The sequence below is a fragment of the Pseudomonas sp. Sample_11 genome, from assembly GCF_004307505.1.
GTDB lineage: Bacteria > Pseudomonadota > Gammaproteobacteria > Pseudomonadales > Pseudomonadaceae > Aquipseudomonas > Aquipseudomonas atacamensis.
The window spans coordinates 1-22,310 of sequence record NZ_RCOD01000089.1 but is presented as its reverse complement, the minus strand read 5'-3'; the positions used below and the strand labels follow the sequence as shown (position 1 = coordinate 22,310).

The 22,310-nt window shown below is 59.3% G+C and carries 12 protein-coding genes; 3 read left to right on the top strand and 9 right to left on the bottom strand.

The annotated features are described in order from the left end of the window. Nucleotides 1-290: 290 nt before the first annotated feature. The 6 genes from D8U60_RS24020 to D8U60_RS23995 form a co-directional block, all read right to left on the bottom strand. The gene (locus D8U60_RS24020; protein WP_122507732.1) at nucleotides 291-1,619 is read right to left on the bottom strand and encodes a sigma-54 dependent transcriptional regulator; all 1,329 of its coding nucleotides are present in this window, start codon (nucleotides 1,617-1,619) and stop codon (nucleotides 291-293) included. Continuing rightward, entirely contained in the window at nucleotides 1,619-3,379 is a 1,761-nt protein-coding gene (locus D8U60_RS24015) for an ATP-binding protein (protein WP_125917718.1), read from the bottom strand. Before D8U60_RS24015 ends, D8U60_RS24020 begins: the two co-directional genes overlap by 1 nt. Before the next feature lie 84 nt (nucleotides 3,380-3,463). Then, entirely contained in the window at nucleotides 3,464-6,118 is a 2,655-nt protein-coding gene (locus D8U60_RS24010) for an RHS repeat-associated core domain-containing protein (protein ID WP_130901096.1), read from the bottom strand. 54 nt (nucleotides 6,119-6,172) lie between these two features. After that, a complete protein-coding gene (locus D8U60_RS24005) occupies nucleotides 6,173-8,899 on the bottom strand; it encodes an RHS repeat-associated core domain-containing protein (protein WP_130901095.1) in 2,727 nt (908 codons plus the stop codon). Further along, a complete protein-coding gene (locus tag D8U60_RS24000; RefSeq protein ID WP_130901094.1) occupies nucleotides 8,896-13,377 on the bottom strand; it encodes a SpvB/TcaC N-terminal domain-containing protein in 4,482 nt (1,493 codons plus the stop codon). Before D8U60_RS24000 ends, D8U60_RS24005 begins: the two co-directional genes overlap by 4 nt. A 199-nt stretch (nucleotides 13,378-13,576) precedes the next feature. Then, nucleotides 13,577-15,100, bottom strand: coding sequence for a fumarate hydratase (locus D8U60_RS23995; RefSeq protein WP_024014122.1), 1,524 nt, complete (start codon nucleotides 15,098-15,100; stop codon nucleotides 13,577-13,579). A 486-nt stretch (nucleotides 15,101-15,586) separates the two neighbouring features. Here D8U60_RS23995 and D8U60_RS23990 point away from each other — a divergent pair, with 486 nt between their 5' ends. Genes D8U60_RS23990 through D8U60_RS23980 form a run of 3 tightly spaced genes read left to right on the top strand, consistent with a single transcriptional unit; the run spans nucleotide 15,587 to nucleotide 18,399 of the window. After that, complete coding sequence (locus D8U60_RS23990) at nucleotides 15,587-16,693, top strand: GGDEF domain-containing protein (protein ID WP_016773456.1); 1,107 nt, start codon at nucleotides 15,587-15,589, stop codon at nucleotides 16,691-16,693. Continuing rightward, complete coding sequence (locus D8U60_RS23985; RefSeq protein ID WP_130901093.1) at nucleotides 16,686-17,621, top strand: iron-sulfur-binding ferredoxin reductase; 936 nt, start codon at nucleotides 16,686-16,688, stop codon at nucleotides 17,619-17,621. The genes D8U60_RS23990 and D8U60_RS23985 overlap by 8 nt, the downstream gene beginning before the upstream one ends. Before the next feature lie 28 nt (nucleotides 17,622-17,649). Further along, the gene (locus tag D8U60_RS23980) at nucleotides 17,650-18,399 is read left to right on the top strand and encodes an enoyl-CoA hydratase-related protein (protein ID WP_130901092.1); all 750 of its coding nucleotides are present in this window, start codon (nucleotides 17,650-17,652) and stop codon (nucleotides 18,397-18,399) included. Nucleotides 18,400-18,494: 95 nt separating this feature from the next. Here D8U60_RS23980 and D8U60_RS23975 read toward each other — a convergent pair whose 3' ends face one another. The 3 genes from D8U60_RS23975 to D8U60_RS23965 all read right to left on the bottom strand — a co-directional run. Beyond that, complete coding sequence (locus D8U60_RS23975; protein WP_130901091.1) at nucleotides 18,495-19,877, bottom strand: delta-60 repeat domain-containing protein; 1,383 nt, start codon at nucleotides 19,875-19,877, stop codon at nucleotides 18,495-18,497. A gap of 129 nt (nucleotides 19,878-20,006) precedes the next feature. Continuing rightward, the gene (locus tag D8U60_RS23970; RefSeq protein WP_130901090.1) at nucleotides 20,007-21,302 is read right to left on the bottom strand and encodes a hypothetical protein; all 1,296 of its coding nucleotides are present in this window, start codon (nucleotides 21,300-21,302) and stop codon (nucleotides 20,007-20,009) included. Nucleotides 21,303-21,503: 201 nt separating this feature from the next. Further along, nucleotides 21,504-22,310, bottom strand: an 807-nt coding sequence (locus tag D8U60_RS23965) for a pyruvate kinase (RefSeq protein ID WP_241663572.1), incomplete at its 5' end; no start/stop codon positions are given.

Sequence of the window (22,310 nt, the reverse complement as noted above, 5' to 3'; positions counted from 1 at the left end):
GGGCCGGTTTAGAGGGGGTGGCGGGGAGGAGTGAGCGGATTTGTGCCGACTGATTGGGCTGAGTGAGCGGATTTCCGCTTACCGCGTGAAGATCAAAAGCCCCTCACCCTAGCCCTCTCCCAGAGGGAGAGGGGACTGACCGAGGTGTTCTTGTGGGTTACATCGACCTGCAATATCGAGTCGAATACAGATTCGGGAAAGCATGGAGATCGGCTCCCTTCCCCCTCGCCCCCTGGGGGAGAGGGCTGGGGTGAGGGGGATGGATTTCAGCTACACCACAAATCTCTGCCTCACTCCGCCAGAAACATCTCCCTACTCAACCCATGCCGCTGCATCTTTTCATTGAACGTGCGGCGCGGCAGTTGCAGTTCTTCGAGCACGGCTTTGACATCACCCTTGTGCCGGGTCAGCGCCGCGCGCAGACATTGCGCTTCGAACGCTTCCTGCTGCGCCGCCAGCGACTGCCCCGGGTCGATTCCGGCGACCGGTTCATCAAGCCCCAGTACCTGACGCTCGGCAACGTTGGCCAGTTCGCGGACGTTGCCCGGCCAGTCATGGCTGAGCAAGTGACTGAGCTGCGCACCGGTCAACGGCGGAAAGGTCCGGCCCAGACGCTGGGCGGCGTTCTGGGCAAAGGTTTCAAACAGTAATGGAATGTCTTCGCGGCGATCACGCAGCGGCGGCAAGCGCAGTTCTGCGACGTTGAGGCGATACGCCAGGTCCTCACGAAAACGCCCGGCGCGGGCTTCGTCGAGCAAGTCCGGTTTGGTCGCCGCGACGATACGCAAATCAACGCGAATACTCTGGTTCGAACCCAACCGCTCGAGTTTCTGTTCCTGCAAGACCCGCAGCAATTTCACCTGCTGGGCCAGCGGCATGCTTTCGATCTCGTCGAGAAACAGCGTGCCGCCATCGGCATATTCCAGCTTGCCGATACGTTTGCCCGAGGCGCCGGTAAACGCGCCGCTCTCATGGCCGAACAGCTCGGCCTCGAACAATTGCTCCGGGATCGCCGCACAGTTCAGCGCCACGAAAGGTTTACCGGCGCGCGGGCCGAAATCATGCAGGCAACGTGCGACCAGCTCCTTGCCGCTGCCGGTTTCACCACGGATCAGCACGTTGACCGGCAACGTCGCCAGATCCAGCACTTGCCGACGCAATGTCTGCAAACCGCGGGACACGCCGAGCAGCGTCGCATCGAGCTTTGCGCGGTTGTCGGCCAGTTCGTGCAGGGCGCGGTTTTCCAGGACCAGGCGGCGTTTGTCCAGCGCCCGGCGCAGGCTGCCGAGCAGGGTTTCCGGGCTGAACGGTTTTTCCAGAAAGTCGTAGGCGCCATCGCGCATGGCTTCGACCGCCATCGGCACATCGCCATGGCCGGTAAGCAGAATCACCGGCAGATCGCTGTCGCGCTTTTGCACTTGCGCGAGCAATTGCAAGCCGTCCATGCCGGGCATGCGCACGTCGCTGAGGATCACCCCGGCAAAATGTTCCGGGAGCGCGGCGAGGCATTCTTCGGCACGGCTGAACAATTGCACCTGAAACCCCGACAGGCTCAGCCACTGTTCAACGGCGTCGCGAATGCTGCTTTCGTCGTCGACCACCATCACCGAATTGAGCATCAGATGTGTGCCTCCAGATCGATTGGCAGGGTCAGGCTGAACACCGCGCCGTGGTCGCCATTCTCGACGCTCAGGCGCCCGCCGGATTCATGCACGATGGCGAAGGATACTGCCAGCCCCAGGCCAAGACCATCGCCCACCGGTTTGGTGGTAAAGAACGGATCGAACACCTGGCCCAGATGTTCCTCGGCAATCCCGCCGCCGTTGTCGCTGACGCTGAGCCGCCACAATTGCTCATCGGCCTCTAGACGGATTTCCAGGCGCTTGCAGGCTTTACCCTGCATCGCATCCAGCGCGTTGCGCAGCAAATTGATCAACACCTGTTCCAGACGAATCGCATCACCGCGCACCCACGCCGGGCGGGTCAGGTGCAACACAAGGCTGACTTGTTCGTCACGCAGGCGCGCATCGAGCAGTTGCAGCGATTGATCGACCACCGTCGCCAGATCCAGACGTTCGCGCAAACCGCTCGGACTCTTGCGGGCGAAAGTCTTGAGGTGGCCGGTGAGGGCGGCCATGCGCGTGAGCATATCGTCCACCGGTTTCAGCGCCTTGTAGGCGTCATCGACGCGGCCATGTTCGAGCAGCAGGCGCAGAGTCGCCAGTTGCATGCGCTGGGCGGTCAGCGGTTGATTGATTTCGTGGGCCAGCGCGGCGGACATCTGCCCCAGCGCGGCGAGTTTGGCCGACTGCACCAGACCTTCCTGCGCGGTGCGCAAGTCGCGGGTGCGCTCCTCGACCAGACGCTCGAGTTCTTCGCGATTGCGCTGACGGACCTTGGCCAGCCGCCAGCGCTGATTGAGAAACAGCAACAAGAACACCAGCGCCAGCCAAACGCCAGCGGCGGCCAGTGCGGCGTTGCGCAAATCTTCGAAGGCCACTTGCGGACGGCGCAACAGGTGCAGGGTCCAGCCTTCGGTCGTCAGCGGCAGCGATTCCCACAAATAATCCGCCGTGCCCTGCGGACCTTCGACCCGGCGCAGATCGCTGTTGTCATCGAAACGCCGTAGCGGCAAATGTGTCAGCGGCAGCAGCGATTGCTTGTCGTACTGACGCGTGGTTTTGATCTCGGCCAGATCATCGGCGCTCAACGGCCGCAAGGCGCGATAACGCCAACCCGGCTGATTGGCGATAAAGATGATCCCGCGCGCATCGCTGACCAGCAACGTGTCGCTGCCCTGGCTCCATTCACGTTCCAGCTCCGGGAATTCCAGCTTGACCACCATCGCGCCGAGAAACTCGTCGTTGTCGCCAAGTACGGCGCTGGAAAGGAAATACCCGGGAATGCCGCTGGTCACGCCCACTGCGTAAAAACGCCCGGTGCCTTGGGTGCGGGTCTGGCTGAAGTAGGGACGGAAGCCGTAATTGTGGCCAACGTAACTGCTGGGCAAGCGCCAGTTGCTCGCTGCCACCGCCAGGCCTGTGCGATCCAGCAATTCCAGGGTCGAGGACTGCGCCGCACCGTTGATTTTTTCCAGCTTCACATTCAATGCCGCTTGCTGCGCAGCATCGACCGGGCCGGCCAGGGCCGAACGCAATTGCGGGTCCAGCGCCAGCACGGCGGGCAGGGCGCGATAGCGGTCGATCAGGGTGTGCAAGGAGTTGGCGTACAACCCCAGTTGCTGATTGGCGCGGGCGGCGTCTTCTTCCAGCGCCTGACGCTCGGCGTGGCGCATCGCGAGCGTCGCGGCAATGACCGTGCCGGCAATGATCAGCAGGGAATACAACGACAGACGCAGGGTACGGGAAGTCGGCAGCATGCTGGATCAAAGGTCGGCAGGACGGGCGGGCACGATAGCATGGGCCGAGATGGCCGGGCGCGCTGTTCGCGCCGGCCGTGTCTGCTAAACAGCTGTCTCCTGTACCTGACGTCGATGCACAAGATTCAACCTCGGCTTTGGCACCGGTCTTGACTGAGGTTCGGCAGCGAGCGAGCGCTCCAGTTGCTGCAGGCGTTCAGTCACGCCTTGCGCCTCGCTCGGCGCTTCGATGATTGCCTGTGCGGTTTGCATGACCTTGTCGATGGCTTCGAACGGGTCTACACCATTCCTGGACAGCTTCATGACCTGACGCTGTTTTTCTGCATCCAGTGCGTCCAGTTGGGCATAGAACATCTTCTGGATGTGCTCGGAGTAGCTGTTGAGGTTATCCGTGAAGGTCTTGATGCTGTCGATAAGCGCAGCGCCTCCATCAAGAAGAGCCCCCGCGCCGTCGACGGCTTTTGCAGCGCCGTCGCCCAGCGTTTTCAGCCCGTCCTTGAGCTCTTGGGTCTGCAGTGTCTGCGCTGCTTTCAAACCTTTCTTGAAGAAGTGGTAACGCAATACCGGAAACACTATTGCCCCCGCGATTGCCCCTGCGCCGGAACCGATGGCGTTGCCGATTCCGGGTACCACGGTGCCGATGACACTGCCGATGGCGATGCCTTTGCCGATACCGTAAAAGACCGATTTGATGCCGGCCCGGGAGGTGATGAATTTGCCGAACGTCATGCTTTTGCGCACCTCCTCGATGTTCTGGCCTTCAGGAATCAGTCCATCGAACTCGGTGGTCAGGTTGTGCAATTGCTCCGCCGCAGTTTGCGCTTGATCAAAAATACCCACCGCTTTTCTGACCAGGTCAAACACCACTTTGAAGGCACCGGTCTGGTCGACATGAACGATCGGGTTGTTACCGACGAATCCATACAGGTTCAACCCATCCACATCCCCCGCCGGATCGGCACTGACCCAGCGCTGCAACCACGGTGCGTAATAGCGGGCGCCGTAGTAGTACAAACCGCTGACATCCATTTCCTTGCCGGAATATCGGATGAAGCGGTATTCGATTTCCGACTCCGGCGCCATCCACGCGGTTTCGCCGAACGGGTAATAGCCTTCTGCGCTGGTGACCACAGCGTCTTCATTGAGCTCCATCACGCAAGAGCCGAGGTGGTCTTCGAGGGTGTAGCGCATCTGGTCGTCTATCGGCGCTGAACGTTGCGCCCAATGCAGGCAGCGCGCGTTACCGAGGCTGATGATGTGCAGCTCCTCGCCGTTGTCCTTGCGGCGAATTTCCAGCCCCGGCAGGTAGCGCACCTGGTGGAAGTGGCGGACCTTGTCGGTGAACCATTCATGACATTTGAGGACCCGCTGGCCGGCGCTGTACTGGTAATACTCGGCATCGTTATCGCCGTCCTGACGGATAACCAGATCCACGCGCTCCAGCTCATCACGCCTGCTCCATTGCAATGACGGACCGTGGCGCAGCTTGCGTTGATTGCCGTGCGGGTCGAACCAGGTACCGAAGTCCGGCGGCTCGTCGCCTGTTTGCCAGCGCACCCCGCGATTGCTTTTCTGGTCGATGCACATCGTGCGGGTGCGACTGTTGCCGTCGCGCTGATGACGCAGTTCGATCAGGTTGCCGCCATCGTCGTAGCTATACGTCTGGGTGTAATTGAGGCGGTTTTTCTCGTCGGGCGGTCGCGGCAGGCCGGGAATGTCCGGGGGCAGCGCGTCGTCATGACCGGTCGCGCGGACCAACCGGTACAGGGAGTCGTAGCTGAATTCGCGGTGGCCGTCGACCCGTTGATTGGCGAACCAGACGGGCTCGAAGGCGTGGTCTTCGATGCGGATGATATTGCCGATGCGATCGTAGAAATATTGCAGATCCTGCAATCTGGGGTGAGCAGTTTTCTGACTGGTGCGCGTATGCAGGCGTCCGTCGGCCGGGTCATACGTCCACTGACTCAGGACACCGTTACCGGCCAGCTGCGAGATGATCTGATTGTTCGCGTTGTACTGCGCATCCAGCAAGACCTGCGTGACTTTCGTCTCGACTTGCAGCTCCATTTGCCTGAGCTGCCCGGCAAGACCATAGCGCGATGCTCTGCGATGGCCGCCGGCATCGGTTTGCTCCAGCACCGCGCCCAGTGGGCTGAATATCTGATGACTGGTGAAAGCCTGTGTGTCCTGGAACGTTCGGGTTTCCTGCATCGGCTGGCCGGCGAGTGAATAGCTGGATATCGCCAGAACTCCAGACACATCGGTTTGCTTGATCAACCGTCCGCGCAGGTTGTGGTTGGTGGTGTCGGCGGCACCGGCGTAGAGGAAAGCGTCGACCTCTTCCTCCTCATCCTTTTCGATGACCTGGAGTCTGACGACACGCAGCTGGTCGTCAAAGGTCGATCGCCAGACATGGCCGCGTTCGTCCCAACGTTGCCGAGGCTCACCGGCCAGCCCCGGCAATACCAAGCGCCAGCCGGCATCGGCGCTGCCGATTTTCAACACAATGCCGTTGAGCGCGTAGTGAGTAGTGAGGTTGGGCGCAGATAAGCGCGGATCCCGTTTCTCGACCAGGCGCCCGGCATGGTTGTGAGTCTGGCAGGTGATCAGGGGCTTGATCTCTCCATGCGTCGTTGCACACAGATAGGCAATATGCCTGACGACCAAAGCCCGGGGATCCTTGACCTGCACGCTTGGCGTATGGATATGCGTTGATCTATTCAAGGGCCAGGTGCTCATGATTTATCCAGGCGCAGAACCACGGCAAAACTGCCTGAAGGCAGGCGAACTTGTTTACGCCGTCTTTTGACCGTTGTATTGGCGATATCTGCCAATCAACTCGATACCGCGCCTTGCTTCAGCCATGCGCAAGGAAATTTCTTTCTTGATCCGATCCCGGCTGATTGAGCTGGAGTTCTGGGTTCCGACGCTACCTTTTGCAAGATCCAGCGCATAACCGAATGAGCCCACCAGGCCTTGGTCATAAAATTCGTTGACTCCGATTTCGCTGAAAGCCGCATTGATGTCGCTTTGGTCCTGTTCAAGCATTTCGATAATCAAACCCAACGCTGCCTCGAGGTCATCAATTTCGATATCCCTTAAACCGGCCAGCGCTGTGGCTGTGTCCTTTCCAGAGTAAGCAATGGCCATCATGTCACTTGCAGCGGGTATCTGCGCAAACTTGCTGAGCGTTTTCTCGGCCATTGTTTCGATCAGCTTGTTTGCTCCCTCGGAAGTCCGAGGATCATATGATCTGACTATTTTTTTTGCGTATCTCAGAGGGGTTAAAATGCCTGTTGTGGCGTTGCTGTGAATGCTCTCGGGGTTCAGTTTTTTGGCATCGGGCAGGACGGGAGTGGAAACAGTTGTAATTTCGCCGAGTTTGTCGATTGCCGCGCCGGAGATTTTTGAGGCGACAATCCCTCCGATAAATGTCCCGACTCCGGGCAATATCAGCGTCCCAAGTGCTTCGCCGCCTTTCCCTGCTGTCGTGGTGACAACTCCCTTGCCAATGTTGAAGCCTGTGTTTATGGCCATGCGTTTGGAAATGTCCGTAGCGCTGAACAGTCCGTTCAATTGCCGATTGTACGTTTGCAGCTCATTGCCCAGGTTATCCAGGACTTTTGCGTAAGTCGCGATGTCCTGCCTGACGTCAGACGGTAAGTCTTTTTTGTTACCGTCGTTATCGATGAACAGAATCGGGTTGTTACCGACAAAACCATACAGATTCAAACCGTCCACATCCCCCGCCGGATCCGCACTGACCCAACGCTGCAACCACGGTGCGTAATAGCGGGCGCCGTAGTAGTACAAACCGCTGACATCCATTTCCTTGCCGGAATATCGGATGAAGCGGTATTCGATTTCCGACTCCGGCGCCATCCACGCGGTTTCGCCGAACGGGTAATAGCCTTCTGCGCTGGTGACCACAGCGTCTTCATTGAGCTCCATCACGCAAGAGCCGAGGTGGTCTTCGAGGGTGTAGCGCATCTGGTCGTCTATCGGCGCTGAACGTTGCGCCCAATGCAGGCAGCGCGCGTTACCGAGGCTGATGATGTGCAGCTCCTCGCCGTTGTCCTTGCGGCGAATTTCCAGCCCCGGCAGGTAGCGCACCTGGTGGAAGTGGCGGACCTTGTCGGTGAACCATTCATGACATTTGAGGACCCGCTGGCCGGCGCTGTACTGGTAATACTCGGCATCGTTATCGCCGTCCTGACGGATAACCAGATCCACGCGCTCCAGCTCATCACGCCTGCTCCATTGCAATGACGGACCGTGGCGCAGCTTGCGTTGATTGCCGTGCGGGTCGAACCAGGTACCGAAGTCCGGCGGCTCGTCGCCTGTTTGCCAGCGCACCCCGCGATTGCTTTTCTGGTCGATGCACATCGTGCGGGTGCGACTGTTGCCGTCGCGCTGATGACGCAGTTCGATCAGGTTGCCGCCATCGTCGTAGCTATACGTCTGGGTGTAATTGAGGCGGTTTTTCTCGTCGGGCGGTCGCGGCAGGCCGGGAATGTCCGGGGGCAGCGCGTCGTCATGACCGGTCGCGCGGACCAACCGGTACAGGGAGTCGTAGCTGAATTCGCGGTGGCCGTCGACCCGTTGATTGGCGAACCAGACGGGCTCGAAGGCGTGGTCTTCGATGCGGATGATATTGCCGATGCGATCGTAGAAATATTGCAGATCCTGCAATCTGGGGTGAGCAGTTTTCTGACTGGTGCGCGTATGCAGGCGTCCGTCGGCCGGGTCATACGTCCACTGACTCAGGACACCGTTACCGGCCAGCTGCGAGATGATCTGATTGTTCGCGTTGTACTGCGCATCCAGCAAGACCTGCGTGACTTTCGTCTCGACTTGCAGCTCCATTTGCCTGAGCTGCCCGGCAAGACCATAGCGCGATGCTCTGCGATGGCCGCCGGCATCGGTCTGTTCAAGTACGGCGCCAAGCGGACTGAACACCTGATGGCTGGTGAACGCTACGTTATCGTGAAAAGTGCGCTTTTCCACCAGGGCCTGTCCGGTGAGGGCATAGCCGGTGATGTCCAGCGAACCTGACGGATCCGTCTGCCGGATCAACCGGCCGCGCAGGTTGGAGTCTGCTTCGGCAGAGCCTGGGGCGTACGTGAAGGTATCGAGCTGATTTTCGCCGTTTCCCGAGACTTCAAGCTGCACCACGCGCAATTGCTCGTCGAAGGTCGACTGCCAGACGTGCCCGCGCTCATCCCAACGGTGTCCGGGCTCCCCGGCTCTGCCCGGCAGCAGCAGGCGCCAGCCGCTATCCTGGCTGTTGGTAAACACGGCGATATCGTTCAGCGCAAACACGCTGGTTGTGTTCGTGATCGGCAGGCGCGGATCCTGTTGCGCGACCAGGCGCCCGGCGACATCGTGGTGCTGGCGGGTCACGAGTGCGCTAGGCGTGTCACCCGCCACGGTACGCAAATAAGCGACCTGACGGACTGGCAGGCCACGTCCGTCGCTGACGCTCAGCGAAGGCGTGCGCCAATGTATGGAGGCGCTCATGAGCCTGACCCACGCGTAGACACCAGCTCTTCGGCGGTATCGTTGAAGTCCTCACTGGCGTGATACCAGGGATGATAAGTCTCGCGGGAAAAGTCGCCCTTGGCGTTGATCAGCTTGATCGGACGCCCCGTTGCGTCATAGAACAGCTGATCGAACAACCCGAGTTGGCGCAGCGATTGATCATTGACGTAGCGGTGGGTGTTGGCGAAAAACGGCCGGTATTGGCGCTGCGGCAGGCCTTTGTTGTTGTATTCGACGCGTTCACTGATGCGCCAGCGGGTCTGCGTCGGTTGCTCACCTTCTTCGATCAGCAATTGACCATCCTCACCCACCACATAAGCCAACCCCGGATCGACCTTCTGCTGGGTTTGCAGGACCCGACCAAAGCCGTCGACGCAGGTTTTGACGATCTGGATCTGCGCCTTTATGGCGTCGTACGGATAGCGGTCGGCGCTGAGCACTACGGTGTGAACCGGTTCTCGGTAAGCCAGTTCAATGGCCATGAACAATTGCTGGTCTTCAGTCGTCAGACCGGGATTTTGCGCAAGCCGGCGACGTGCGCTGGCGCGGATCTGCCCGCCGGGCAACAGGTCACCTTGCTTGATCGCGCGGCTTTGAAGTGTGGAGGCGGGTATCAGGCCCATCCAGCTGAAAAGGTTTTTGTGCAGAGTGCTCGCTGCGTGTCCCACGGTATCTTCCGGAAACTGAATGGCGTATTCCGGACTGGGATCCGGCAAGGTCCAGTCATCGGTCAGCTTGTCGAATCCGGCAGGTTTGCCGTTCTCGGTACCGTGAAAGCTGATGATCAGTGGCTGACCGGAAGGCTCGTAGATGACTTCTTCAGTGTTGTCATTGGCGTCGGTGATTCGCTTGGGTTTCAGGGCGTGATAATCGAACTCCGCGACCTGGACGGCACAACCGTCGGGCAATTCCATGCGCATGACTGTCAGATAGTGTTGATCGTATTCGGCTTTGGTCACGCCATGGCTTGGCGTTTCATTGAAATCGAGCACGTTGTAGAACGCTTGCAAGTCGCCGTACCGGGCCAGATTGAACCGCGACGACCAGAGGTTTGGTTCCTCGCTGGGCGGTGCTTCGAACAGCAGCTGCATGGGTGAGTAACCAATTGCCGCGAGGGCCTCGCGAATATTCAGGTCCGGCACAATGCTGTAAGCGTCCAGCGCGGTTTTATCCAGCAGGGCAAGCTCCAGAGAGTGCGACAGCGCTTCGAATCCGGCGACGCCGTCATCCAGTTCAATACCCTCTACGTCCACATAACGCTGTATGGATTGCGAAGTCAGTACCCTTTCCATGGCCCATTCTTGCGTATCCTGCAGCTCTCTCAGTGATTCGAAAGACACCCGTGCCGGGTTCAACTCGCCGGGGAGCGTACCTTTGGCCAATTTCAGCGCATCGCCCCGTTCCAGATACGGCAAGCCCAATCGCCATTGCTGTGGCTCTGGCAGATTGATCAGACGTGCACGGGTTTCACTGATGTAAAAGTATTGCTGCGCCTCGTCGTGAGCGTCGGACCACCATTGATTCAGGTGGTCTTCGGTGAAGGGGGGCGGGCTCTGGGCGGTCAACCTGCGCGCATAGCTCACCGTAAGTGCGTGGGTCGCGGCGCCATAAGCGTTCCAGCGCAGGGTGACATCGTGGCGGCACAGCGGGTCGTTGATAAAACCGTCGTACTGATAGCTGATGGCTTCGACCTGAAGGGGCAGCAGAACGGCTGCGGCATATTGCCCCTGTGGCCGCACCTCGCGAACCAGATAGCGCTTCTCTTCTACCGAGTACAGCGCGGCTGCACCGGCCGCCTGCGCATCGGCGCGGTAGGGGAAAATTTCTGTTCGAGCGACCGAGCCAACCAGTGCCTGCGCAATCCGATAGCGACTGTCGGAGCCCTCCGGAGTGACGGGCTCATCGATTTCACCTTTGGGGTGGTAACGACTGAACAGGGTTTCGCCCAACGGGCAGGCGTCCACATCCGCGCTGAAATAATCGTCGCGGGAGCGATTGATTTCCTGACCGTTGTGAAACCAGGTGCATGTTTGCACCGGCTCGCTGAAGCCAGGCTCTGAAGGATCGGTTCCAACCTCGCAGTCAAGTTGCTGCAAGTAGCCGAACCCGCGAAATTCCCTCTCCCTGCCGTCGTAGAACCCTTCGCGCCAAGTGAACGACTGGGTCAACCGGTTGCCGGTGATCTCGTCGTGCTGCTCCTGTTTTTTCACCACGGCCAGCGGAAATGGCAGGTGACATACCGGTGCACGCTCAAGCGCCAGCAGCCGCTCCTTTTCATCCAGCCATTCCTGAGCCGAGCTGCGATAAGTCACGCTGCTGGAACAGCCCATGTTGTTGTTGCTGTTGACCAGCAGGTAGGGCTTGGCTGCAACAAAATCGTAGCGCCAATGCCGCGGCTGGATATGCGGCACCGTCAGAATCAGGCTGGCGCAACCGAGGCCTTGCAGGTCGGCGAAACTGACCTGGCACAAACGGTCATAGCGCACGTCTTCAGGCCACGGCACGCTGACGGGAATCTGCTCCAGGCCGTTGCCGCCCCGGTTCAGGTAAATGTCGAACCCTTCGGATTTGAGATAGATCAGCGCGGGCGCGCCGGAGCCATCGAGATCGGCCAGACGTACTCGCGAGGCGTCGAATTCGTCGTAGGTGAAGGGCAGGGCACTGATCTTGCGTCCTTTACCGAATTTGCCATGACCAAGATTCGGCCAGCAGCGGACTTCGTCATGGCGGATGCGGCACAGCTCGGGCATGTCGCTGCCGAGCAGGTTGCCCAGAAGCACCAGTTCGGTCCGCGAGTTGCTGAACACCGGCAGACGGTCGTCTGCGTATTCATGGGGTATTTCCTGTGCGGCGGCGAAGCCTTTTTCGCGCAGGCTGGCATAGAGGCGCACGCGGTCGGGGCTGATGCTGGCCGCTGACATCAGCCCGTCCCCGCTGAAATCCCCCATGGTCAAAGTCAGATCCTGGTGTTCCCGGGGAAACGTGTCGAACGCGCTGAACAGTTCGAATTGCCGCTGCGCATTCAGCGCATGAAACCCGCAGTAACCCAACCGGGCGATGATCAGGTCCAGACGGCCGTCGCCGGTCAGATCAAGCAGTTGCGCCACGGCGCGGTTGCGATCTGCCACCGGGATCCTGTCCAGCAAAACCCATGGGCCGTAACCGATCAGTTCGGTACCAGGCGCCGCGCGTAGCGGTTCTCGGTAATACCAGGCGTTGTCGTAGCGGCAGAGAAAGCCCGGCACGCCCTCGCCATACAGATCGACGCATTGATAGAACCCGCCGTCTTCGATGCCCGGTTGAGTCTCGTTTTCCAACAGGCGTGCAGGTGCCTTGTTGATCTCGAAGGGCGAGTATTCGAACTCTAGCGGCGGTGAGTGCTCGACATTGCCTTGCGCATCGAAGGCCTGATAGTGCGCCGCGCTGATCTGGCTGTAGGCCCACTGCGCAGTGTTCTGGATCGGTCGATATTCCAGCAGCAGGCGACGTGCAAGTTTTGCCTCTGTCGCCAGGCCCCCGGGGAAGTGATGAAACATCAACACTTGCTGGCAGAGCCTGCGGGTGCTCAGCTCAAAACCCTGGCCATAGGTGGAAAACGGATCAGGCCGCAGCCGCCAGCGGTTCACTTCCTCGTAGCTCGGAATCTCCGTCAGCGAATTGCTGCGTTCGCCGTAATCGAACACCAGTTGAAAATGCCATGGCAGATCCGTCGGTCGGTCAGTGTCCCAGCTGTAAAGGTGATCGCTCGCCGTGGCATTGCCGTAACACACCCGTCGCAGATAGCGCTGGGCGCGGTAGTCGTGAATGGGGTCTTGCTCGTCAGGCTGATCGTCGGCCTTGTACTCGTAGCAGATGTGTTCGCCATGGGCGTTCATGCTTTCACACAAAAGCCAGCTGCTGATGCGTGATGGGGCGTCGGGGTCGGCACGGCGGGAGGCGCTGGTTTTGCCGTAGACATGCAACGTGCCGTCGGCACCGTGGATCAGCCAGAAGGGGGTCCCAGCGTCAGCCGGATGCCAGCATTCGCGCAGGGAAAAATCACTTTCGATCCGCGCCCGGTAAGTCACGACGTTGTGTTCGGGGATGGGGCGGTCTCTGTAGCTGTGTTCCGTGCGCGACTTCAGGTTTCCGGCATCATCGAGCTCTGGCATCCACACCTCGCCGTCATGCCCGATGATTTCATCGTGCTCGGTATAACGTGGAACACCTTTATTGGTGCGGCGGCTGATCTGGCTCAGGCCCAGGTGGCAACCAAGGCCAAACGAACCGTTACCGCTCTGGCTGTTGATTGACAGGGGTATTTGCGGGTCGTAACCACGACTGCTCGATAGCGGGATCAGCAATTCGCATCCAGCCGAGGCGGTCGGCCCTACGGCGCTCCAGCTTTTGCCGATGGTGGCGATCGATGAGCTTCTGGCGATGGAAGGAGCTGTGATGCTGAGGTCTTGATCGGCCATGGTCGAATCCATTCGCGCTACATAGGGCGTATAGATAGACGCTAACAGGAGTGGGCCGCTAATGGACCTGTCAGATCTGACAGGTGCGCAAGATCGTTTTCTGTGCTTGGGCGATTCTTTTATCGCAATTGGTTTGAACACACAAAAACGGCCGGGGCATCTTTGCGGATGCACCGGCCGTTTTCATGACGCCAGAAGCTTACTGCACTTCTACCGCCAGGCTCTCGCTGATCTTCTGTTGCCAGATCGCCGGGCCAGTGATGTGTACCGACTCACCTTTGCTGTCCACCGCTACGGTGACCGGCATGTCCTTGACCTCGAACTCGTAGATCGCTTCCATGCCCAGCTCGGCAAATGCCAGCACCTTGGACTTCTTGATCGCTTGCGCAACCAGGTAAGCGGCGCCGCCGACAGCCATCAGGTACACGGCCTTGTTGTCCTTGATCGCTTCGATCGCGGTCGGGCCGCGCTCGGATTTGCCGATCATGCCCAGCAGGCCGGTCTGCTCGAGGATCTGGCGGGTGAACTTGTCCATCCGCGTTGCGGTGGTCGGGCCGGCCGGGCCAACCACTTCGTCACCGACCGGATCAACCGGGCCGACGTAATAGATGAAACGACCTTTCAGATCCACCGGCAGGGTTTCACCCTTGTTGAGCATCTCGACCATGCGCTTGTGCGCGGCGTCGCGACCGGTGAGCATCTTGCCGTTGAGCAGCACGGTTTCGCCCGGCTTCCAGCTCTGCACCTCTTCCGGGGTCAGGGTGTCGAGGTTGACGCGACGGGCCGACGGGCCGGCTTCCCAGACGATTTCCGGGTAGGCGTCCAGCGGTGGCGCTTCCAGCGAGGCTGGACCGGAACCGTCGAGCACGAAGTGCGCGTGACGGGTGGCGGCACAGTTCGGGATCATGCACACCGGCAAGGATGCGGCGTGGGTCGGGTAGTCCATGATCTTCACGTCGAGCACGGTGGTCAGGCCACCGAGGCCCTGGGCACCGATACCCAACTGGTTGACCTTCTCGAACAGTTCCAGACGCATTTCTTCGATGCGGTTCTGCGGACCACGGGCCTTCAGCTCGTGAATGTCGATGGATTCCATCAACACTTCCTTGGCCATCACTGCGGCCTTCTCGGCGGTGCCGCCGATGCCGATACCCAGCATGCCCGGTGGGCACCAGCCGGCGCCCATGGTCGGCACGGTCTTCAATACCCAGTCGACGATCGAGTCGGACGGGTTGAGCATGGCCATTTTCGACTTGTTCTCGGAACCGCCGCCCTTGGCCGCCACGTCCACTTCCACGGTGTTACCCGGGACGATGGAGTAGTGAATTACGGCCGGGGTGTTGTCCTTGGTGTTCTTGCGAGCGCCTGCCGGGTCGGCAAGGATCGAGGCCCGCAGGACGTTTTCCGGCAGGTTGTAAGCGCGACGCACGCCTTCGTTGATCATGTCGTCCAGGCCCATGGTGGCGCCATCCCAGCGCACGTCCATGCCGACACGGACGAACACGGTGACGATACCGGTGTCCTGGCAGATCGGGCGATGGCCGGTGGCACACATGCGCGAGTTGATCAGGATCTGCGCCATCGAATCACGGGCCGCTGGCGACTCTTCGCGCAGGTAGGCTTCGTGCATCGCCTGGATGAAATCCACGGGGTGGTAATAGGAAATGAACTGCAGGGCGTCGGCAACGCTCTGAATCAGGTCATCTTGCTTGATCACGGTCATGAGTCGCGCTCCTCTGAAAACGGTGGGGAAGCTACAGGCTTCTAGCTTCGAGCGGCAAGTTAAAGCATTACGCGGACAGCTTGAGCTTGCCGCTTGAGGCTTGCGGCTTATGGCTGTCCCTTTGTGGCGCGACGCTAAAAAGGCACGGCAGTATACCGCGCCTCGGTGGTGGGGGCACATTGGCTTTTGGTCGGATGACCCTGTGGCGAGGGGATTTATCCCCGCTCGGCTGCGCAGCAGTCGTAAAACCTGTGAGCTCAGTGTGATTGACAGGTTGCAAGGGGCCACTTCGCAGCCCATCGAAGATAAATCCCCTCACCACAGGGACCTGGTGCGGGCATCAATGCAGCTCAATCAGGTCATGCATTTGACGTCAATTTTCGAGCCCGAAAATCGGTGGTCATTTAGCGACCGGCCCTCTAAAGTGGCATCCGGTCTGTAGAGTAGGACACTCGGTCAGCCTCCTATCGCACGGTGAGTCAACGATTGACCCATAACGCCATTCAACGCCTTTTGCTCAAACGCTTCGCCCTCGCTGCGGCCACCTACGGATTGGCTTTGCTGCTGCTGTGGCTGGCGTTTTTCACCGGGCATTATCAGCAATCGCTCAGTGGTGTGGCCATCGGCAGCGCTCTGGTGGTCATCAGTCAGGCGAGCCTTTTCGCCATGTTCTGGAGCGGGCGCAACCAGCGCTTCGCCGACCCCAGCCTGACCGAAGCGCAAGTGCTGATGGGGCTGGGCTGGCAGACGTGGCTGATCGCCCATGTCGACGAGGCACGCGGCGCTTTTCTGGTGTTCTATGTGCTGATCCTGCTGTTCGGCCTGTTCCATCTCACCCGACGGGTGTTCATCCGCTGCGCGCTGCTGGTGTTCTTCAGTTTCTCCGCGATTACCCTGTGGGACGCTTACCACTTCCGCTTGGCCGAGCCTGCGCTCGCGGCGTTGCAAGTGTGCATTCTGGCGATGGTTTTGGCGTGGCTGGTGCTTTACGCACGCTTTGTCCAGGTCTCGCGGCAACGTCAGCGTCAGCGCCGGTTTGCCTTGCAGGCGCATCAGGACACCCTGCGCGGGATGATGCGCCAGCTTGAAGACCTGGTGGCCACCGACGAACTGACCGGGCTGTTCAATCGCCGGCATTTCCTGCGCATCGCCTCGCGCGAGCTCAACGCGTTGGACGGCGACGTAATGCACGGGCTGGCGCTGATCGATCTGGACCACTTCAAACGCATCAACGATCTGCACGGCCACGCCGCCGGCGATCAGGTATTGCAGGCGTTTGCCGGGGTGGCGCAAGCCTGCCTGCGCGACGGTGACGTGCTGGCGCGTTATGGTGGCGAAGAATTCGTGGTGCTGGTGCCCGACTGCGATGCCGAACGCCTGACCGCGTGTTGCGAGCGTTTGCGCATCGCCTTCAGCGAGGTGGAATTGATGGGCCTGCAAGTGCGCAACCTGAGCCTGTCGGCGGGCATGACCCTGCTGTCCGTTGGCGATGATCTGGATGAGGCGTTGCAGCGTGCCGATCAGGCGCTGTACCGGGCCAAGCGTGACGGGCGCAATCGCTGTGCCGCCGCGTGGGAGAACGTCGATGCCTGAATTGCGTGTCGGTGATCGGCAGTGGACGGTTGAGGCTGGGAGCAATCTGCTCGATGCCCTCAACCACAACGGCGTCGCCGTGCCCTACAGCTGTCGCGCCGGCAGTTGCCACGCCTGCCTGGTGCAATGCATCCGAGGTGTGCCCAGCGACAACCGCCCGGATGCCTTGAGTGCCGAGCAACGTCAGGACGGTTGGCGTCTGGCCTGCCAATGCCAAGTGGTCGAAGACTTGCAGGTGCATACCTTCGACCCGATTACTGACGGTCTGCCGGCCTTGGTCGAAGCGCTGGACTGGCTCAGCGACAGCGTTCTGCGCCTGCGCCTGACCCCGCAGCGGCCGCTGCGCTACAGCGCCGGCCAGCATCTGGTGCTGTGGATCGGCCACATCGCCCGCCCTTACTCGCTGGCGAGCCTGCCGCAAGAAGACCGCTTTCTCGAGTTTCACCTCGATTGCCGCCAGCCCGGCGAATTCATCGATGCCGCCCGCAAGCTGCAGATCGGCGACTCGATCCGCCTCGGCGAGCTGCGCGGTGGTGCTTTGCACTATGACCCGGACTGGCATACGCGCCCGCTGTGGCTGCTGGCCGCCGGTACCGGTTTAGGTCCGTTGTTCGGTGTGCTGCGCGAAGCCTTGCGTCAGGATCACCAAGGCGCCATCCGCGTCATTCACCTGGCCCATGACGAACGCGAGCACTATCTGGCCAAACCCCTTGCCGCACTGGCTGCGCAGCGGGAAAACCTCAGCGTCGAGCTGTGGACCGCGGCCGAGTCGGCCGTCGCTTTGGCGCAACTGCGCCTTGTTTCCCGGCAGACCCTGGCCTTAGTCTGCGGCTCGACGGCCAGTGTCGACGCCTTCGCCAAGCGTCTGTACCTGGCCGGATTGCCGCGCAATCAACTGCTGGCCGACGTGTTTGTGAGCCGTGGTTGAGCGCTGATTTTCAGACGCGAGACACGCCATGACCGAAGCCATTCTGCTGGAACGCGAACGCGGTTTGCTGACCCTGCGCCTCAACCGCCCGGACAAGAAAAACGCCCTGACCCGCGCCATGTACAGCCGCCTCGCCGAAGCACTGAAGCAGGCCGACGGTGACCCGGCAATCAACGCCGTGCTGATCACTGGCAGTGCCGAGTGCTTCACCGCCGGCAACGACATCGCCGACTTTATCGAGCAACCGCCGAGCGACCTCGACAGCCCGGTGTTCCACTTCATGCTTGACCTGCTCGAATGCCGCAAACCAGTGATCGCCGCCGTCGCCGGTGCAGCGGTAGGCATCGGCACGACGATGTTGCTGCACTGCGATCTGGTCTATGTCAGCCGCGACGCCAGGCTGCGCATGCCGTTCGTCAACCTCGGATTGTGTCCCGAATTCGGTTCCAGCCTGATCCTGCCGCGTTTGCTTGGGCAGGCGAAAGCGGCTGAGTTATTGCTGCTTGGGGAAGGCTTTAACGGCGAACAGGCTGCGCAGTGGGGGATCGCCACCGAAGCGCTGGACAGCGGTGAAGCGGCGTTGAGCAAGGCGCGAGAAGTGGCGCTGCGGTTTGATGAATTGCCGGCCGAAGCGGTGCGCATCAGCAAGCAATTGATGCGAGCGCCGGATCGGGATCTGCTGCGCAAGGTGATCGAGGAGGAGGGTGCGTTGTTCACCCAGCGCCTGCGTTCGCCGGAGGCGGTGGCGGCGCTGATCGGATTTGTCCAACGGCATTGAGAGCGTCGTTGGGCCAATCGCTTCCGATAAGTCCCCCCACCTTCTGGATCACCTGACAAAGCGTCGCGCCGTTTATATAGCGGGACTCCCACCTATCAAGCGTGGTAGCGCAACAGTCCGATTTTTCCGTCAGGCAGGCGAGCACAAATCAAAATCTTGCCGTCTTCCTGTAATGTCAAACCAGTTGCTACGTGCAAACCGCTTCCCAACTCAGTGCGAACCCAGCCGTGCGGATAATTGAACGATGGGTCGAATTGCTCATCGATAAACCGCGCGATGACAATATATCCTTCATTGTCACTTCTGACTCCCCCGGCAACTACAGCTTTTCCGTCCGCTTGAATACGTCCGACTAGCCAAGTGGTGAAAGCGCTTTCCTCAAGTTTGGTAAAGAGGGGATTGCCGCCATTGAATTCACCGTCCGGCTCACCATTGGCCTTGATGCTGATCAGTACGGCGGGTTCGCCTGTTGTATAACCTACACCCAGAATGTGCTGGTTGGGTTGCAACACCATGCTGCGAATCAGAAGTGAATGCGCATCGCTGGCGATAGTAACGAAACCACCCTCACCAAATGTCCTATCGAGCTTACCCGAGGTGTCGTAACGCACAAACATGGCCGAACTGAATGGATCTGAAAGTTCCCCGACATTGCCGCATCCAAGATATTTGTCATCAGCCTGTACCATTAGATTGAGCAGAACGGTGTTACCAAGCAAATATCGGGGATGAATTACCGCGATGTAGCCAATCTGATTGAAATCCGTATCCAGCGTTCCGTTTTCGTTGAGTCGGATAATCAGGCCATGGCTCTGCTGCCAGTCGAAACTGTAATGATGGGACGCAAGTAGTTTGCCGTTGGGCAAAACCTCTACACTGAGCGGTGTGGTGGCGTTCCCCTCGAAGGATTGAGGCTTGACTGTAGAGGGGGCTACGGCCGGTGGCGATAAAATTATATCCAGTACGGTTTGGCCGTTTGTACCGAAATCCGTATCCGGCTGACCTTGAGCGTCGTAGCGGCAAAAAGCCGCGGCGTTCTGGCCTGCAGAACCTTTAACAATACAATGCACGATTATTTTTCCGTCAGGCTGGATGGTTAAGGACTGCACCCCATTCGTGCTTAGTGCAAAACCCGGAAAATTACCTACGACAAACCCGGACTTACCAAAATCGGTGTCCACTTTACCGTCACTCAATAGCCGGCCGAGTATGTATTGGGTCGGGAATGGCACAGGTTGAGCTGCTACGAAGTAAATTTTTTTATCCGGGCCGATCTCCACTCCGTGGATGCTTGCTGACGGGTATGGCGGCACGGTAATCATCGCGACCCCATTTGCGCCAAAATCAAAATCCAGGGTCCCTGCACTGTTTGATGTTTGTATGTTCATTGTATGGTCCGTGATCGATGTTTTTGGATGAGCGCCATTGTTCGCCGGAGGTGTTTGCGGCGTTGAGCAGGTTTTTTCGGTGACGGTCAAGACGCCTTCGCGAGCAGGCTCGCTCCCACGGGGGAACGCATTTCAAAGTTGGGAGCGAGCCTGCTCGCGAAAGGGGTTGACCAGACCATAAAACTCTCAATCAGGGCAGCCGGTAAACTCGTCGCCAGGTCACTCGATCAATCCACGGCCGACGCATTGAACCCGTTGCCCGTCGACTTGCCTTTGGCCGAGGAACGTCATTTTACCTTCACCGATTGCAACCCCAGTCCAGATCCCCCTCTCCAGGTCGAACACTCGCCAGCCTTTGCCATCCGCAAAATCCGTGTCCAATTTGCCGTCATCGGTGAATCTGGCAATAACATGGTTAAAACCAGAGGACACTTGACTCAGCCCGGCAACAAGTATGTGTCCGCTGCTCTGGATGGACGCGTCAAGCCATAAGGTGTCAATGCCTTGCAGTCTGCTCAGAAGTGGTTTGCCTGCGTTGAACTGGATGTTGGGTTTGCCGTCGGATTCCCGGCTGATCAATACGCCATGGTGTGCAGGCTCGGTATACCCAACGGATAACAGCCGCTTATTCGTCTGCCCGATAACTTTCAAGACATTGACACTCAGCGAGTTCTCTATCGGATCCATCACTTCAAAGCCATCAACGGCGAACGAGTCATCAATTTTCCCGGTAGCAGTCAAGCGGTTGAGTACTGCCCGGTAAGGATCATTGCCACGTACACAGCCCGCGAGCACGTAGGTCCCATCCTGTTTTGCCAATAGATCGTATAGCTCCGTGTGAGTGAAATTCGGGTGGAGAACATAGGCGATTTCTCCCTCGTTGAATTCAATATCCCGTGTGCCGTCAGGCAAGAGTCGAATGACGGCTGTCGCTACTTTGTTTCCATCCCGATCTACGGTGGTATGCAATACGATCTTGCCGTCAGGCAGAACGGTCGACCGCTGGCTAGCGGTTTTTGAGTTCGCTGCGTTGGGTAGTTGCTGGTGCTTCTGATGTGCCGTGTCGTCGTCCGTGAGGTAAACAGCGACTTTGCCGGTTTTGTTGAATGCCGGATCAAGGTTGCCAGCGACGTCGAGACGCACGACTCCTATGGCACGCTTGAGGTTAGCCTGAAAGAAACTGCCGATGAGCAGCAGTTTGCCGTCGGCCTGTTCCACTATTTCGTTAGCGAAGGAATGCGATCCTTCTCCGTCCTCAAATTGACCGGTTACGTAGCCACTCTGGCCAAATTGAGTGTCGTGTACGCCATTGCTATCCAGTCTGATCAAGTAGTAGGCATCACCGTTCGATTGGCCTACGCTTCCCGCGATATAGGTGCGCCCTGATTTGTCGACCATCACCCCCCGCAGGACAAGGTCTCCTGAAAAATCGGGAGGTTTTTTCGGAGTGGCAACGCCCTGATTGCCAAACGTTGGGTCGAATTTACCTGGCGAGATGTTTGCCGCAACGTCCATCTTCAATCCTCCTTGATCACGAGTCGTGCCCAGTCTTGAGTGGTTGGGTGGTGAAGTAGCACGCTAGTCAAGAATGGCTCTCGAAACAACTGACAGAACTGACAGTTGACGTTCTGTGAAAACTGGTTTTCAGCGACATGCAGACAACAAAAAGCCCCGCCATTCACATGGCGGGGCTTTTGCGTTTCAGCGGCCGGTTACTCAGACCTGCGGATCACCGACATGCAGGATCTTCATGCCGTTGGTGCCGCCAGTGGTGTGGTAGCTGTCGCCCTTGGTCAGGATGACCCAGTCGCCTTTTTCCACAACGCCGCGCTTGGTCAGTTCGTCGATGGCTTTCTGGCTGACTTCGTGCGGTTCCAGCGAGGCCGGGTCGAACGGGATGGTGTAGACGCCACGGAACATCGCCGCGCGGGCCTGGGCTTCGCGGTGCGGGGTGAACGCGTAGATCGGCACCGAGGAGCGGATACGCGACATGATCAGCGGGGTGAAGCCGCTTTCAGTCAACGCAATGATCGCTTTGACGCCCGGGAAGTGGTTGGCGGTGTACATGGTTGCCAGCGCGATGCTTTCGTCGCAGCGGCTGAATTCCTTGCCGATGCGGTGGCTGGAGGTCTTGCCGGTCGGGTGCTTCTCGGCGCCGACGCAGATGCGCGCCATCGCCTGCACGGCTTCCAGCGGGTAGAGACCAGCGGCGGATTCTGCCGAGAGCATCACAGCGTCGGTATAGTCGAGCACGGCGTTGGCCACGTCGGACACTTCGGCGCGGGTCGGCATCGGGTTCTGGATCATCGACTCCATCATCTGCGTCGCGACGATCACGGCCTTGTTGTGGCGACGTGCGTGCAGAATGATTTTCTTCTGAATGCCCACCAGTTCGGCATCGCCGATTTCCACACCGAGGTCGCCACGGGCAACCATCACTGCGTCGGAAGCCTTGATCAGGCCATCGAGGGTTTCGTCGTCGGCCACGGCTTCGGCGCGTTCGATCTTCGCCACCAGCCAGGC

What these genes read in the sequence shown, in the direction of transcription:
- D8U60_RS23995 (WP_024014122.1), bottom strand. Translation starts at nt 15,100, where the DNA reads ATGACCGTGATCAAGCAAGATGACCTGATTCAGAGCGTTGCCGACGCC.
- D8U60_RS24020 (WP_122507732.1), bottom strand. Translation starts at nt 1,619, where the DNA reads ATGCTCAATTCGGTGATGGTGGTCGACGACGAAAGCAGCATTCGCGAC.
- D8U60_RS24000 (WP_130901094.1), bottom strand. Translation starts at nt 13,377, where the DNA reads ATGGCCGATCAAGACCTCAGCATCACAGCTCCTTCCATCGCCAGAAGC.
- D8U60_RS23980 (WP_130901092.1), top strand. Translation starts at nt 17,650, where the DNA reads ATGACCGAAGCCATTCTGCTGGAACGCGAACGCGGTTTGCTGACCCTG.
- D8U60_RS23970 (WP_130901090.1), bottom strand. Translation starts at nt 21,302, where the DNA reads ATGGACGTTGCGGCAAACATCTCGCCAGGTAAATTCGACCCAACGTTT.
- D8U60_RS24015 (WP_125917718.1), bottom strand. Translation starts at nt 3,379, where the DNA reads ATGCTGCCGACTTCCCGTACCCTGCGTCTGTCGTTGTATTCCCTGCTG.
- D8U60_RS24005 (WP_130901095.1), bottom strand. Translation starts at nt 8,899, where the DNA reads ATGAGCGCCTCCATACATTGGCGCACGCCTTCGCTGAGCGTCAGCGAC.
- D8U60_RS23985 (WP_130901093.1), top strand. Translation starts at nt 16,686, where the DNA reads ATGCCTGAATTGCGTGTCGGTGATCGGCAGTGGACGGTTGAGGCTGGG.
- D8U60_RS24010 (WP_130901096.1), bottom strand. Translation starts at nt 6,118, where the DNA reads ATGAGCACCTGGCCCTTGAATAGATCAACGCATATCCATACGCCAAGC.